10 protein-coding genes are annotated in these 14,231 nt (G+C 49.4%); 2 read left to right on the plus strand and 8 right to left on the minus strand.

The annotated features are described in order from the left end of the window. Position 1: 1 nt before the first annotated feature. The 3 genes from DQW12_RS01980 to DQW12_RS01990 form a co-directional block, all read right to left on the minus strand. The gene (locus DQW12_RS01980) at positions 2–1,363 is read right to left on the minus strand and encodes a flagellin N-terminal helical domain-containing protein (protein ID WP_113906050.1); all 1,362 of its coding nucleotides are present in this window, start codon (positions 1,361–1,363) and stop codon (positions 2–4) included. Between the two features lie 152 nt (positions 1,364–1,515). Beyond that, a complete protein-coding gene (locus DQW12_RS01985) occupies positions 1,516–2,862 on the minus strand; it encodes a sodium-dependent transporter (RefSeq protein WP_113906052.1) in 1,347 nt (448 codons plus the stop codon). A 204-nt stretch (positions 2,863–3,066) separates the two neighbouring features. Next, entirely contained in the window at positions 3,067–3,945 is an 879-nt protein-coding gene (locus DQW12_RS01990; protein WP_113906053.1) for a hypothetical protein, read from the minus strand. A gap of 266 nt (positions 3,946–4,211) precedes the next feature. On the opposite strand from DQW12_RS01990, the gene DQW12_RS01995 reads away from it, so the two are divergent. Continuing rightward, positions 4,212–6,227, plus strand: coding sequence for an alkaline phosphatase family protein (locus DQW12_RS01995; protein WP_198683879.1), 2,016 nt, complete (start codon positions 4,212–4,214; stop codon positions 6,225–6,227). On the opposite strand, the gene DQW12_RS02000 is transcribed toward DQW12_RS01995, so the two are convergent. The 5 genes from DQW12_RS02000 to DQW12_RS02020 all read right to left on the minus strand — a co-directional run bounded on the left by DQW12_RS02000 (position 6,228) and on the right by DQW12_RS02020 (position 13,590). Then, positions 6,228–7,310, minus strand: a complete 1,083-nt coding sequence (locus DQW12_RS02000) for a cytochrome-c peroxidase (protein WP_113906056.1) — start codon at positions 7,308–7,310, stop codon at positions 6,228–6,230. Between the two features lie 5 nt (positions 7,311–7,315). Continuing rightward, positions 7,316–9,967, minus strand: a complete 2,652-nt coding sequence (locus DQW12_RS02005) for a TonB-dependent receptor (protein WP_113906057.1) — start codon at positions 9,965–9,967, stop codon at positions 7,316–7,318. Further along, on the minus strand, positions 9,930–12,629 hold the full coding sequence (locus DQW12_RS02010) for an Ig-like domain-containing protein (protein ID WP_113906059.1): 2,700 nt from the start codon (positions 12,627–12,629) through the stop codon (positions 9,930–9,932). Before DQW12_RS02010 ends, DQW12_RS02005 begins: the two co-directional genes overlap by 38 nt. Before the next feature lie 113 nt (positions 12,630–12,742). Then, positions 12,743–13,126 carry a GGDEF domain-containing protein gene (locus tag DQW12_RS02015; protein ID WP_232819860.1) on the minus strand — a complete coding sequence of 128 codons (384 nt, stop codon included), beginning with the start codon at positions 13,124–13,126 and terminating at the stop codon, positions 12,743–12,745. Then, the gene (locus tag DQW12_RS02020) at positions 13,066–13,590 is read right to left on the minus strand and encodes a hypothetical protein (RefSeq protein ID WP_113906063.1); all 525 of its coding nucleotides are present in this window, start codon (positions 13,588–13,590) and stop codon (positions 13,066–13,068) included. Before DQW12_RS02020 ends, DQW12_RS02015 begins: the two co-directional genes overlap by 61 nt. A 116-nt stretch (positions 13,591–13,706) precedes the next feature. Here DQW12_RS02020 and DQW12_RS02025 point away from each other — a divergent pair, with 116 nt between their 5' ends. After that, complete coding sequence (locus DQW12_RS02025) at positions 13,707–14,204, plus strand: EAL domain-containing protein (RefSeq protein WP_113906065.1); 498 nt, start codon at positions 13,707–13,709, stop codon at positions 14,202–14,204. Positions 14,205–14,231 lie beyond the last annotated feature (27 nt).

A 14,231-nucleotide genomic window follows, 5' to 3' on the forward strand; every position in this document is an offset into this window, starting at 1 on the left:
ACTACCCTCGATTTGTACTCGCCGACAGCAGGCTAAAAATTTGCTCAGGAATAGCGTTCGCTTGTGACAACACTGCCAAACTGGTGTCATTTAAAATTTGGTTTTTCACCAAATTCGCCGTTTCAATTGCAAAATCGGTGTCTTGAATGCGAGACCGCGCACTAGAAGTAGACTCAACCGCCATTGTGGCAGAGCGCTGTGCCGACTGCATTTGATTCAGCTTCGCCCCATAATAGCTCTGCTTCGATGTTGCATTCGCTAAGGCCCGGTCCATTGCGCTCAATGCGGCGGCAGCAGCTTCCGGATTATCAACACTTACATCGCTTAATCCAAGCGCTTTTACCGTGGCTGGCGTATTCATAATTTCGTTATAATCGCTCTCGTTTTCTAGGCGTAAACTCGAAGTTATCCGCACACTGCCCGTATCAAGTCCACCGAGGCCTTGCGCGGTCTGCTCGCCAATAGTTGTCCAGTCACCGGTAATATTAAAAAAACCGGAACCAATCACCGAAACAATCAGCGGCTCTGTGGTACGGTCGATCGTTAACGTCTCCACTAAAGAAGTCGGGTTCGAATCGCCGCTAAAAACAAACTCCATGCCGTTGTAATTCGACGTACCCGCTTGATTAAGGTTGCTATCATCGTAAGTTGGGTTGGCTAAATAACCGTTCTCTACAAAAAAGAAATTATCTTGTAAGTCGGCCGGCACACTGATGCCATTCGCCGACCACGTTTGTGCCGAGAGTGGCGAGCCCACCAAGTGTTTACCGTCGCGCGAGAAAACCTGAATATCGTCATTCGCGCCGTTGTCGTTCAACAAAAAACTGAGCCCTTCAGAGCCAGCGGGAATATAAGCGATAGAACGAAGCCCCGACGGCAGGCCAATAGTAACCCCTTGCTGTAAGAGTTCATCGATACGTGGAACGTCGGAGGAAATATCGTCATTACCTACCAAGGGGAGCTTTTGAAAAGCCACAGTTCCGAACGCCACAGAGTCGATATGTGCTTTCAACTGCTGGAACTCTTTGTCTAAAGCAGCTCTATCTTCTGCGCTATTCACGCCATTTTGCGCTTGCACGCTGAGCTGCCGCATTCGTTGCAGCGTGTCGGTAATTTGACTCAGCCCCGCTTCTGCAATTTGTGCATAACTAACACCGTCTGCGAGGTTGCGGTTCACTTGCCGTCCGGCTGTTATAGCTTTCGACAAACGGTCAGTAATTTGTAAGCCGGCAGCATCATCTGCAGCGCTGTTAATGCGGCTTCCAGAGCTTAAACGTTTAAAACTGGTGTCGAGTTCATGTTGTGCTTGGTTTTGTGCGCGCTGCACCATTAAATGATACTTATTGGTTTGAACCGATAGCATGGCTACTCCTTAGCGTTCCCTTTGCTGATTTTGCTTCGAAATTAAGAAGCAAAAAACAAGCCAAGTTTTTCGGCTCTGCACTGGTAGAAAATATGCGCGTAAAAAAAAGAGCAACGCATAAGCGCTGCTCTTTCACTCTCGGTTTCTTTACGTTATTGAGTAACTAACATAATACCAACCGCTAAAATGAGCACTGGGGCAACTATGCCGGCCACAAAGCGAAATACCATAACGCTCCATGCTGGAACTTCTTTTTCAAGAATCGCTTTAATTTCCGGCCAAATTCTCCAACCAACAAATATTGCCGCCAACATACCGCCTATGGGCATGAGAATATTCGAGGCTAAGAAGTCCATAAAGTCGAACGGGTTCTTGCCAACCAAGGGTAAAGCCCCAGAAAATACGCCAAACGACAACGCAGCTGGCACGCCAAGAATGATGTAGTTCGTTATTGCCACCATAAGCGTCGCTTTTTTACGCGGAATATTGTACTCGTCGATGAGGAAGGCCACCGAAGGCTCAAGGATAGAAATAGACGAGGTAATAGCCGCAAAGAGCAACAGCAAGAAGAACACAATTGCGAAGAACTGACCGCCTGCCATTTGTGCGAATAAAGCAGGCATAGTAATGAAGGTTAATCCTGGACCCGCCGAAGGGTCTACACCAAACGCAAATACCGCCGGCAGAATCATAAGCCCAGCCAGCATTGCGGCTAAAATGGCGAGCGACACAATCCAAAGGCCTGAGTTTACTACCCTTGTTTCCGGGCCAAGATAAGAGCCATAAGCAATCATTAGGCCGCCACCAACCGACAGTGAAAATACGGCAAGCCCTAGCGCGTCGAGTACCATACGCACACTAAATTGCGACCAGTCAGGCGTAAGAAGATACGACAAGCCTTCCATTGCGCCCGGCAAGGTTAAACTGCGCACCACCAAGAACAGCATCATAATGAACAGTGCAGGCATTAGAATTTTACAAATGCGCTCAATCCCAGACTGAACACCGGCAATAACCACGCTTACCGTAATACCCAAGAACACCAGCGTGTACGAAAGCGATGCCACCGGATTGCCAATAAAACGGTTAAACTTCTGCTCGAGTAGCGCGCCGTCTGTTACCAAGATATCGCCGCGAATCGACTCAAAAAGGTAGGCAATAGACCAGCCTCCAACAACGGAATAAAACCCGAGAATAAGGAACACACAGAGGACTGAAATCCAACCGGCGTAATGCCATTTTCCTCCACCCAAAGCCCGATACGCTGAGGTTGCCGACTTATTCGCGCGCCGCCCGATCATCATTTCCGACACAAGCATAATAGCGCCTACAGTGAACACACAGGCAAGGTACACCAGCAGAAACACCCCGCCTCCATTCGCGCCTGCAATGTAAGGAAATTTCCAAATTGCGCCTAAGCCAACCGCTGAACCCGCAGCTGCAAAAATAAAGCCGATTTTTGAACCCCAAGAACCGCGGCTCACTGTGTTAGTCGTCATTTACTTTACCGTCCCGTCATTATTCATTTTATTATTCTGATTCAGGGTGTCTTTCATTAAGTCGCGCTGTTGAATTCACGCTCGTTCTACCCCAAAAAGGTAAGCCCACAACAATAGATACTTTTTTTGCTTTTTTATAGACCTTTTTAGTATTTCATCGCGTGTAGCTTACCCTTAGTCTCGCTTTTTAATAAAAAAGCTAAACTACACAGCGGAAATCTCTGGAAACACGCGCTTTTGCACGTCAGTACCAACCTGATGATAGTCGAGCGACACACCGTAGGGTGTGCGCACGGCGATTACTTTCACTTCTAAAGCTAAAGCAGACGCACTGGCCTGTTCTGTGAGCTGCGCGACCTGCACCCCCACCAGCTTCAGTGGCCCCCGTCGCCCTTTCGGAAAACACACATTAAAAGAGCCCGCTTGGGTTGCAGACGGATAACACCAACCATTTTGCACCGAACCCGGTACATTGAAATAATCGTTGCTTAAACACTGGCTCACACGGAATAAATGAGTTTCGTCACTACCCACAGGGCGGGTAAAGGCATGCATAACGAATTTTTCAAGGCAGTCGAGTTTCTCCGCATTTGCTGGAGTAAGATTTGCGGTATCCGCACCCGCGCCAATCATTGACACATTCACCGGCGCTAGCGCTTCATAAACCACTAATCCAAACAGCTCGCCGGACTGAATATTCAGTTCGGTAATGGCCACGAGCGGCGATTGAGGTGCGGTATAGAGCACCGATTCATGCTCCGCATTTAAGCGGTTTGGCTGCGCTATCGCTTCTGTCGGTTCCCAGCAGTCGTGAATAGTCGCTAAAGTGCGCAAAGGCGCGTCGCGGTCGTCTGCGGGTAATGTGCGCACGCGATAAAACCGCGTCCCTTTCGGATAATGAGCATAACGAGGCTGCAGCAAAGACGCCTTGCCTTCCGGCGTTTCAACAGTCACAACTTTTGCGACTTCGGCTTGAATTTGTTCGTACGACAAAGTGTTCAAGCTCAGTTGTTCGAACACGTCAATCCTTATTTTTAGTTCCGCTAAATCAATATGTTCTAATAATTCATTGAGGTTTTTCACTGCGCTCCCCTTGCACCACAACAGTTTCTTATCATTTTTAGTGCAAGGGAAGTTACTAGATAAACCCGCTTGTCGCAAGCGCTCAAGCGCTCTTGTGCTGTAGCTGTTCTCGCTTCCTTGTCGGAAAACAGAAGCGATAACACTTCTCCGCAGGCGTTCATCGGTCGCACAAAGTTGGCTCTTTATGGCGTTACATGAGTCGTAGTAATGCCAAGTTCATAATCATTTGCTACATTGCCCTACTTTCTTTCTTTGGTGCCGTTCTTATGTTGTTATCAAGTCTAAATTTTAAGCGTTGCGCGCTGGCAAGCTGTGTCACCCTGCTGGCAGGGTGCAATGGAGAGCCAACACACAGTCAAAACCAAATAGCAGAAGTAGCTCCCGAGCAACGGAGGGCGTTAATTGTCAGTATCGACTCCTTAAATGAACGCAACTTACTTAGTTCTGTGCCGCGAAATAAAATACCCAGCTTTCACCAACTTTTTGAACAAGGCGCGTGCACCGAGTTTGCCCAGCCTGCCTTTCCTTCAGTTACCGCCGCCGGTCACTCGGCAATTTGGACAGGGGCCTACGGCAACGTAAGTAATATTAGTGGCAACAGTGCTCATCGCTTACCGCGCAATGAAAACACTGTTATGTCGCTCGTTTCTGGCTACGACGCAGACAACGCGTCGGCAGAACAAATATGGATTTCCGCTGCGCTGAACGGTCGTTCAGCTGGCGGCCATCATGCTACGCAGGCACCGCGCATTCCGGGCTTCCCTTCACGCGTCGGAACACCAACAGACTCAGCGTTAGCAGACCAAGCCCGCATAGCGAACGCCTATGAACAACCGCAATTGAACGTAATGAACGGTTATAATATTCAAGTCAATTACGACGCCGTAGTAACCCAAGAAACAGTAACCTGGCTGCCTGACGGTGAATGGCAGAAGAGTGAACAGCTGAACTTTACAGATGCCGTCACGCCTCGTTATTTTCAATGGCAAACCCGCGTAGGCACCTTTTATGGCGTATTTTACGGCGAACAACACTACGATCGCATTGCTGTAAATACCGAGCCAAATGCAGAGGGCGCAATCGTTGCAGTTGCTCACCCTACAGAAACCACCGAACCGCAAGGAAGAGCCCTTGCTCGTTATTTCTCTGAACCATTGCGCGTTACCACTGAGCGTGGCGAAACCTTTTTACGCCTACGCCTGTTCGAAGCAAGCCCGAACGGCGAATCTTTCCTCTTTTACCACCCTGCCATGCATGTAATGGACGTAAACCACGCCGAACTCGCGGAAAAATACAACGCTAAAGTACAAGGTTGGTTTGGTAATTCGGCTACCCGCACCTATAGCCGTGGTGGCTTCGGGGCTCCGTTCTTTAGAGGCGGCAACGGCGAAGCTGAAGCACGCTATTTGGAAACAGCAGAGCTAGCAACCGAACTTTTTAACCGAGGCTCTACGTTTTTTTGGCAAGAGCTAGGCGTTGACTTACTCGTTGACTACTTCCCGATGGGCGACTCTATTGACCATACCATTGCAGGTTACCTTGCCACGGACTGGCCAGGTTACACACAACTCGCCGCAGAAAAAGCAGCGGATTTACGCAATCGAACTTGGCAATTAGTTGACTTACGCTTAGCCCACCTCATGCAGCTTACTCAGGCGGCCGATAGTACCTTGTTTGTTGCCGGCGACCACGGTATGCGAGCAAGCTGGAAAGAGTTTTTACCCAATGTGCTGTTGCAGCAGGCGGGGTTACAAACGCTGGACAATAACGGCATGGTCGATTTAAGCCGCAGCCAAGCGGTCTCGCCAAATGCCTATTGGATTACCGTTAATACCACCGAATGGCGGGGCGGCATTGTCGATGAAGCCGAAAAAGCCCTGGTTATTGAACGAATTGTCAGCGCGCTGAACGCGTTAACAGATAGCCAAGGTAAAAAAGTTATTGAGCGTGTGTATGTGGCCAGCGAACACCCCGAGCTCGGTATGGGTGGTGCTGCCGGCGGCGACGTGTATTGGATACCTGCAACAGGCTATCGCAGCAGTAGAAATGTAAACGGTACCGTGCTCAATGAGCAAGCAAGTATCGGTGCTGGCCACTCGTATGGATCAACTAGCCCCGACATGTATACCGTAACCTGTGCGTATGGCGAACAATTCCCAAGCCATCGTATACCCGGCTCGCGGCTGATTGACATTGCGCCAACGGTAGCCGAGTACCTTGGCATTCCAGCGCCCAAACATGCGGTTGGTAAATCGCTCTATCAACAATTACGCGCGCAGTAATTAGAGCGTTTTTAAGAACGCCAACAAGGCTTGCTCCTCTTCTGCCGTTAATGCAAAGGGCTGCAATAACGGTGAAGTGGTCGGAAAAAGCGGATCATCTATCTGCGCGGGGCGCGGCTTTGGTCGCGCGCCACCATGGCGGTACATGCGTATAATGCCGAGCAAGTCGGTGAATAGCCCATTGTGCATAAGATGCTCTCGTTCACTTACGTAGCGCAGCGTGGGTGTGCGAAATGCGCCAACATGCTGAGGATCGCCGCTCACCTGAAAGTGCCCAAGATCTTCAAACTTGCGGCCATAGTAAGCAAGACCAATATTGTGCATTTTTTGGTCAGAAAACAACGCGCCCGCGTGGCATTGTACACATCCCGCGCGGGTTCGAAACAAGTGCAAACCTTCACGTTGCTGAGCATTTAAGTGGGTTTCGGCCTCATTAAAGTCGCCTGCTGCAATGGCTTCCATAAAGTAGTCAAACTGGCGCTTCGGACTCTCGATGGAACGCATAAACTCGGCAATTGCTGAAGCCACGTGCTGCCACACTAAAGGTGAATCAAAATAGGCCTCGAGTTGCGCCTTGTATGCGGTGCTGCCGACATAACTCATAACATGCTCTATCGAACTGTCCATTTCGTTTGGGTCGGTGAGCGGCACTCCAACTAATTGCTCAAGGTTTGTCACTCGCCCGTCCCAAAACAGGCTTTGCCAATGCCCAGCGAAACGCAGAATTTGCGCTGTTCTGTGCCCTTCTCTGCCCTCGACACCGCGCGACACGCGAACCGAGTCAGCAAAATGAAGTGACGCGTTATGACAACTCGCGCAGCTCACTGAGTTGTCTATAGACAACTGCGTGTCATGGAAAAGTTGTGCACCTATTTCCGCTAACAGCGCATTATAGTCGAGCGCTTCGGGTAACGGCGCCACGTCTGCATGCGCGTTAATATGCAGTGCAGGCCACTCGCTCTGCGGCCGCAAATAATCGCTCGCATGTTCTGTTGCTCCCAGTGGAGCCAGACCTACTGTATTTGCCAGCAGGAGCAATGCAACACCAACTAAGGTTCTAAAATCTACGCTCGATAACTTCATTTTAACTACCACGATAGGTTTACACCCAGCCAAAACTCTCGCCCCACTTCAATTCCCGCCATACCTTGACCAATAAGGTAGCTCCGTTCATTGAAAAGATTGGTAACTTCCAAATTCACTGCCGCCTGCAAGCCCTTTACCAGTGGCACTTGATACTCAACACGACCATTAAAGGTAAGCCGTTCAGGCCTCTGGTATTCTCTAAAAAGCGGATAGGTAAGCGACTCAATGGTGCAGCGCTGGCAAATAGTCAAATCGGGGCGATCAACTTCAAACAACAAACCCGAGTCAGTAATGGTGTCGAATTTACTCACATAGGCCGCGCTCAGTGTTGTGCGCAATTGCTCATGCCAACGGGCATTCCACACCAAGTTTGCAGTTATCGGCCGACTGAAATCCATTTGCCTGCGTGTTAGGTCGTCGTAACTCACTAGCCGGTAAGTGTCGGCTAAACTTTGTAATACCACTAACTCGTCTTCTGGAACACCCACTACGGTATTGTCGTAAGATTCCGCAGACGTTTCGTTCTCGGTGAAATTCAAGTTGAAGGTAAGCGCATGGTTTTGCCACGCTTGGTTATACGACAACGAAATACGGTCGTGTCGGTTACTTCCCTCGTTAGTTTGATACAGATAGGTAATTCCATCGATAATTTCCTGCGCGCCCCGAGTAATCTGGTCGTAGCCACGGCGCTGCACATAAGTTAACGACAACATCGCGTTACTGCGTTGAAAAAGGTTAATCTGTTGGCGAAAACCGAGCATCGCTTCATCACTGTATGGGGTTCTTACATTGTCGAAGCGATAACGAAACCGCTGTGCCTGCGCGGAAGTCAACCAACGACCAACTTCACCATTGCTCACCGTTCTGTATTGCGTTACATAAGGGCGTTGTGCTTCGCGCAGTTGGTAGGTTAGTAAGTTCGTGGTGTAGTAACGATTAAGCCCCATCACCACAGTACTTTCTTGATCGCCCCAAAGATCAACCGATGCACGTGTTCGATAAGCAACATTGAGATTCTCCAAAAAGTCGTCGTGATCAGCACGAAACCCCAGCGATAAGTTCAATCGAGGCCAGTCGAGGTTAACCTCGCCATAAAGTCCCGTTTGCATCAGTTGTACGTGAATATTTTCTTCTAAATAAAGGCGTCGGTAGCGAAAGAACTGGCCGCGGCTGATTAAGTTCTGTTCATAGGCACGCACATGTTCAGGGTTGCCAAAGTCAATTTCGCCACCAAGCGCTTCGGCCAGTTCTGCAAGAGGAACACTAAATTGCTGCTCAATACAGTCAGTGAACTGACCATTACAGCGGATGTTTGCGTCTCGCCAAGCGGCAGAATACTGTGCTGTGGGTTGCTCACGATCACGCTGCAAATGAAGTTCTTCCACCGACACCCCCACTTCAAATGCAGAATAAGCACCCCAGTACTCGCCTAAGTGACGCTGAAAGCTGCTACTAAAACTATAGCGTTGCTGGGTCTTGTCGAGGTTGCCATAGCCACCTTCCACACTCAGCGGTGGCTGCCCCAACGCAACCCCCCACAGTTTTCCTTGCGCACGAATCCATGGCAAAAACAGGCTTGGCGCGGTGCGGCTGTTTTCACTTTCAGACCAAGATAAGGCACTTTTCCAGTCGCCTTGCCAAAGCCTATGCTGCAACTGAATACTTAAATTACGACCACCACCCCGAAGCTCAAAATCTGAGTCTTTCACATTGGTAATAATGTGCTGTCCAGTATACGGAGAGTAACCGGCGTGTACGCGTATACGGTCAACAACAAAGTCGTCAATTTGGTAAGTAAAGGCGCTACTTATCGACTCGCGTTCCGTTTGTATCGGCTCTTGCAAAGAAATATCGGTAATTATGGAGGTGGTGCGAGCCAAGGAAAAGGTTAGCGCCTGTCGGTCCCCAATCTTTGAACTGGTGGTAAAGCTTAAGGTTTCCTTGTCAAAATTCGGCGACTGAGGCCAATCAACGTTTTTCGCTTCGGCTTCTGCGTCGTCGTTATACTCGCGTTGATCAATAAAATGATAACTCCCCCAACTGCTGTTCGACCGCCGATAATTAATTGAGAACCGCGGGCTATGTGCAGGGTCGCGCAACTGCATATCTACCACCCCGCCATTAAAGCCACCAAAGCGCGCCGGAATATTACTGTCGTAAACCGTCACTCCAGCTACCAATTCTTGGTTCACAAAGGTTGCTTCAGGATGGCCTTGCACGTCGTTGACGGCAGTAGGCGAACGACCGCTGCTGCCTGGGTCGAGTAACGAGTTGTTGCTCAACCCCTCGAGCACAAATGCGGTTTGCCACGGTTGCGCACCCGATATAGACAATAATTTGCTGCGAATTTCCGCTTGTTCATTTACATTCAGGGCACTTTCAGACCCCTGTACACCCGGCAAAAACAACAGCATATCTGTAACATTTCCATTACCTTTCAATGCATTATCCAGAAACTCCCGATTCAAGGTAAATTGCCCTTCAGCACCGAGCGTTTGCGGCAACCAGCGTTGCCCAAGTACTTCTATGCGTTCTATATTGTCTTCCTCTGGCGCAAGCTCGTTCGCCTGAACAGTGGCGAGCCATAAAACCACGCCACTGAACAGCAGCCCAAGGTTAAGCGTTTGGATCGAGGGGCTGAGGGTCTTCTTCATCCGCTACTCCATCGCCGTCGGCGTCATTGTCGAGTTCAATATCAGTGTTTGCCAGTTGTTCTGCTGTCGCGGAAATGGCGTAGAAGTTTGCTTTGCCGTCTCTATCCGTATCAACCGAAGCAATCACGCTTGCTGGAAAGTCATCCTGCAGAGCTTGCAGTGCCGACACACGCGCCGAAAATTGCAGCCGCTCCGCCTCGCCTAAGCTTAATTCTTGCAGCACAGTTTCGGCCTCGCTGTAAAGGCGCGCGTATGCCAAAGCGTCAATCAGAGTTTCAGCAACATCGGTATGCTCGGCAGTGGCTAAGGCGCGGGCTTCGGCCGTAAAGGTGGTGAGCCACTGCTCAATATGCTGGTTGAGCGTACTTAACCATTCTTCGTACGCTGGGGCGTTGTAGGCACGACTGCTGAACTCCACCAATACCGACGCTGTTGGCTCATAAACCGTGCTATTCATTTCAATTGACGTTAATTTACTTAGGCTTTCAAGCGCTTGGTTCAGTTCATCGCTGTTTGCAAACGTGAGTGATGACCATTGCGCCATCGCGTTTTCTACAAAACCTAATGCGTCGTTGTAGCGTTCGGCCTGGGCGGCGTAGCGAGCAAGATCAAGCCAAGCATTGGCTCGCTCTACGCCACTTTCGAGCTCAATATCTAAGGCTAATGCGGCTTGTTCGAAGAGCGCGGCAGCCCGTGTCGGCTCTGATACGCTCAGCTGCATGTTGATAACGTTGGTCAAATTTTCGAAGTTGTTAGCATTTACTTTGGCAAGTAACGACTCACAGCCAACCGCCGCGTTTTTAGCAGCCGCTATTTCGCCATTAGTGAGCAGCCGGTGGACCAACCGGAAGCAGCCATTATTCCCCGTAAAAAACCGAGCCGTAGCCGCATTTTCCTCGGCATATGCGTCGGACAGTACCACTTCGAGCGCGCGGTTATAGGCAACACGCGCTTCTTCGAAGCGGCCAAAGCGCCAGAGTAATGCCGCAAATTGAGGAAACTGTTGCGACGACTCAATTAATGCACCAAATTGCTGACGCGCGCTGCCCGCATGAAAGGCAAGCAACTCATCGAGCACGCGCTCAACACTGTTTGCGCCAGTACCGTCGGTAAGCACCCGCAGGAAAAATGCCATTTGTGCAATATCATCTTCGGCACGCGCTACAGATGCCGCAGTACCGTGTTCGTCGAGCAATGAAAGTGGATAATTGGCTTGCTCGGGATAAAACACCGAAAACAATACAGACGCCTCACGTAATGGCGCATTGTACTGTTCTAATGTTGCTTGGGCGTAAGGCTGTGCGTTACGCACGTGCAACGGGTCGTAGTTCACATCGCCGTAGTAAGAAAGTGTATGTGCCAATTGTTGCTTGGCTTTTTCTACTTCACCGACAAAATAATATTGCTCGGCGGCCCAAACACTATAAAGCGGCGCTAAACGAAAGTGCCGTGGGCGATTGGCTAAATCTACATAGCCAGCCGCTGCCGACGCTCGTGCCATAATGTCGATATTTTCCACGGCTTCGTTATAAAGCGCGGTCTCACCCGACTGCAAAAATGCCTCGACTAAGGCAACGGCATTAGTGCGTGCAGCTTGGGCTATAAACCCAATCGCATTTTTGTATTCTCCGCCGCCGAGCGCGTCAATGAACAGATCAATTTGGTTAATAACAAGCGCAGCGGCTTCGGTGTCATTTGCCGCACGAGATTCACGTAACAGGCCGAGGTAAAAGCGGCCGTCGGCATTCACCATATTCTCAATACCGTTGTCGACCACAAATTGGGCGTGAGTATTTAACGCCATTCTGCGCATAGACGCGGCTTTTTCTGTTTCTGCACGTTGTTGGTAGAGTTCAGCAAGATCGGCAAACGCACTTGCGCGGCCTTGTTGGCTGTTCACATGCTGTTCAAGTATACGGTCAACTTCCGTGTCTAAGCTTGCAATAGCATAGCCTTTTGCTATTGCGGTATAAGCATGTTCAGTGTCGGCGTCGGAGGCAATGGTTGAGAGGCGAAGCTCACTTTGTAGCAAATGGGAAATGTTCGAAAAATAGTAGTACGCTGATTTCTCTTCATTGGTGACATAAGCAGGAACAAGCTCGACCAACTCAATCACTTCGCTGTTTACACCATCGCTTAGCGCAACGCTGAACGAGGCATTTGGCAAGGCTATGGTGCCTTGTTCAAAACGAAAAAAGCCACTTTCGTCTAGTTCAAAAATGCCGCGCTCGGGCGCTTCAACTAAACGAAACTGAATGGGGTCATTGTCTTGGTCATAAACAACGAGCTGCCCTTCAATGGCGCGATCTGCCACCACTTGAATCGCTGTGCTTTCTAATACTGGGGCTTGGTTGACCGGATTAACCGTAAAACGCAGTTGGTAAACATTATTACCGCCCTCAACCTCAGCGGAGTCAGAACCGCGAAAAGACGGTTCTGGTGTATATGTAACCGTATTGCCATTAAGCGCAATTGCGCCATTTACAGGACTTTGCGTGACCGCACCGAATGAGCCAAGCTCAAGTGAAGACTGCCATTGGCCACCTTGGTCTAACTCAGCTTCAATTTCGATTTCCGTACTTTTATTTGCGGTGGTATCCCCCCCACAAGCCACTAAAGCTAAGCAGAAAAGCGCAAGAAAGAGCGCACGAACCTTCACCATTACAACCCCTCCAAAAAATGCAAGTAAGATCAATTCTCATTAAGTTTTGTGATCTTAATGAAAACCATTCTTATTTGCAACAGGGTTCTAATAGTAAAATTAAAAACTATGAATTAGGGCCCACATACACAGTTTCTCGACTTTCGCTTCGCTTGGTAGAGCTGTTCATCCGCACGCGAAATTGCGTCGCTCTCCGCCTCACCTGCCTGAATATGCGTAACCCCTACACTAATGGTAAGTGTGCCGAGCGGCACCACTTTGTGTTTAATAGCCAGTGCTTGCACTGCGGTGCGCAGTTGCTCGGCCGCGTCATGTGCACTTTGGTGAGTTTCGAGCGGTAACAAACACGCCAATTCTTCTCCGCCAAAACGATACACGTGATTTGGGTAAAGGCGTTCGAAACATTTTGCAATTGTTTTTAACGCAGAGTCGCCCTTTACGTGGCCGTAAGTGTCGTTGTAGGGTTTGAAAAAGTCGACATCAGCCAAAAGTAGCACGTGCGTAACCGCCGCACTGGAACGAGAGTGGTCGAGGATATGTTGAAGATCTCGATCAAACGCGCAAAAATATCCTCCAGTTGAATATCATGGCTCGGTGTACCTAAATGTCTTCCCTGATAATCAACCGGAAGTTGATAGGTAACCACCCACTGCTTTGAACTTAAGTCATAATAAAGCCCACTCCAGCGCCCCTCTCGGTTCAGGTTAAAGGCTTGCAGCGTTGAACGCACCACAGAGTATTTTGTCATATCGAGTTCAGCATCCGCTTGCCGCCCCCACGGTTGATAGCGCGAATACTGAACCAACGCATTTTCCGGCATGCTGATATGGGTGTTTTCGTACAAATTTTGCCACGCGGGCGCAAAACGGTTCAGCATCTCCGTAGCAATTAAAATACGTCGCATACGTTCTTCATTGAGCGCCTGATTCGAGCGGCCAATAAACGAACTTAAAAACTCCATTTGCTGCCGTCGATAGTTGGTTCCCGTGTAAAAAGCTTCCTTGAGTCGCTACAAGCCAACGTTGAAGCCGCGGGTTATATTACGGATTTAGCAACCGCCATGGCCGCGAGCAAAAAATAGATCCTTCATTATCGATAAGTATAAATGTAACAACCCGAGATTTGGTCAACGATGATTTCTGCACATTCGTTCAACAGCAAGTTCCGCTACTCGACGCCTCTCGCTTAGTCTTTGAAGTTACCGAAACAGGCCTATTTGAAGACTCAGGGCGCGCTCAGCAAAACATTAAAGCCCTTCACGCTCTCGGTATTCAATTTGCAGTTGACGACTTTGGTACCGGCTACTCCTCGTTGTCGTATCTTAATGAACTCGCCTTTCAAGAAGTAAAAATTGACCGCAGCTTTGTGTCTAAATTACTGACCACCAACAGAGCGAAAATTATTGTACGTTCAACCGTACAGTTGGCTAAGGAACTCGGGCTTAACGTGGTTGCTGAAGGAGTGGAAGACAAAGCCACCCTCGATGCCCTCGCCAGCTTCGGTGTGGATCGCATTCAAGGCTACTACATTGCTAAACCCATGCCTGAAGAGCAGCTCTCAGCCTATATTCGTTAAACATTTCGGTAGCTGGTCAGAATTTTA

The sequence above is a fragment of the Aliidiomarina celeris genome (assembly GCF_003316875.1).
In the GTDB taxonomy this organism is placed as follows: domain Bacteria; phylum Pseudomonadota; class Gammaproteobacteria; order Enterobacterales; family Alteromonadaceae; genus Aliidiomarina; species Aliidiomarina celeris.

Excerpts from the sequence above, each read along its gene's own strand:
- DQW12_RS02010 (WP_113906059.1), bottom strand. The coding sequence starts at position 12,629 with ATGGTGAAGGTTCGTGCGCTCTTTCTTGCGCTTTTCTGCTTAGCTTTA.
- DQW12_RS02000 (WP_113906056.1), bottom strand. The coding sequence starts at position 7,310 with ATGAAGTTATCGAGCGTAGATTTTAGAACCTTAGTTGGTGTTGCATTG.
- DQW12_RS01985 (WP_113906052.1), bottom strand. The coding sequence starts at position 2,862 with ATGACGACTAACACAGTGAGCCGCGGTTCTTGGGGTTCAAAAATCGGC.
- DQW12_RS02005 (WP_113906057.1), bottom strand. The coding sequence starts at position 9,967 with ATGAAGAAGACCCTCAGCCCCTCGATCCAAACGCTTAACCTTGGGCTG.
- DQW12_RS02020 (WP_113906063.1), bottom strand. The coding sequence starts at position 13,590 with ATGGAGTTTTTAAGTTCGTTTATTGGCCGCTCGAATCAGGCGCTCAAT.
- DQW12_RS01995 (WP_198683879.1), top strand. The coding sequence starts at position 4,212 with ATGTTGTTATCAAGTCTAAATTTTAAGCGTTGCGCGCTGGCAAGCTGT.
- DQW12_RS01980 (WP_113906050.1), bottom strand. The coding sequence starts at position 1,363 with ATGCTATCGGTTCAAACCAATAAGTATCATTTAATGGTGCAGCGCGCA.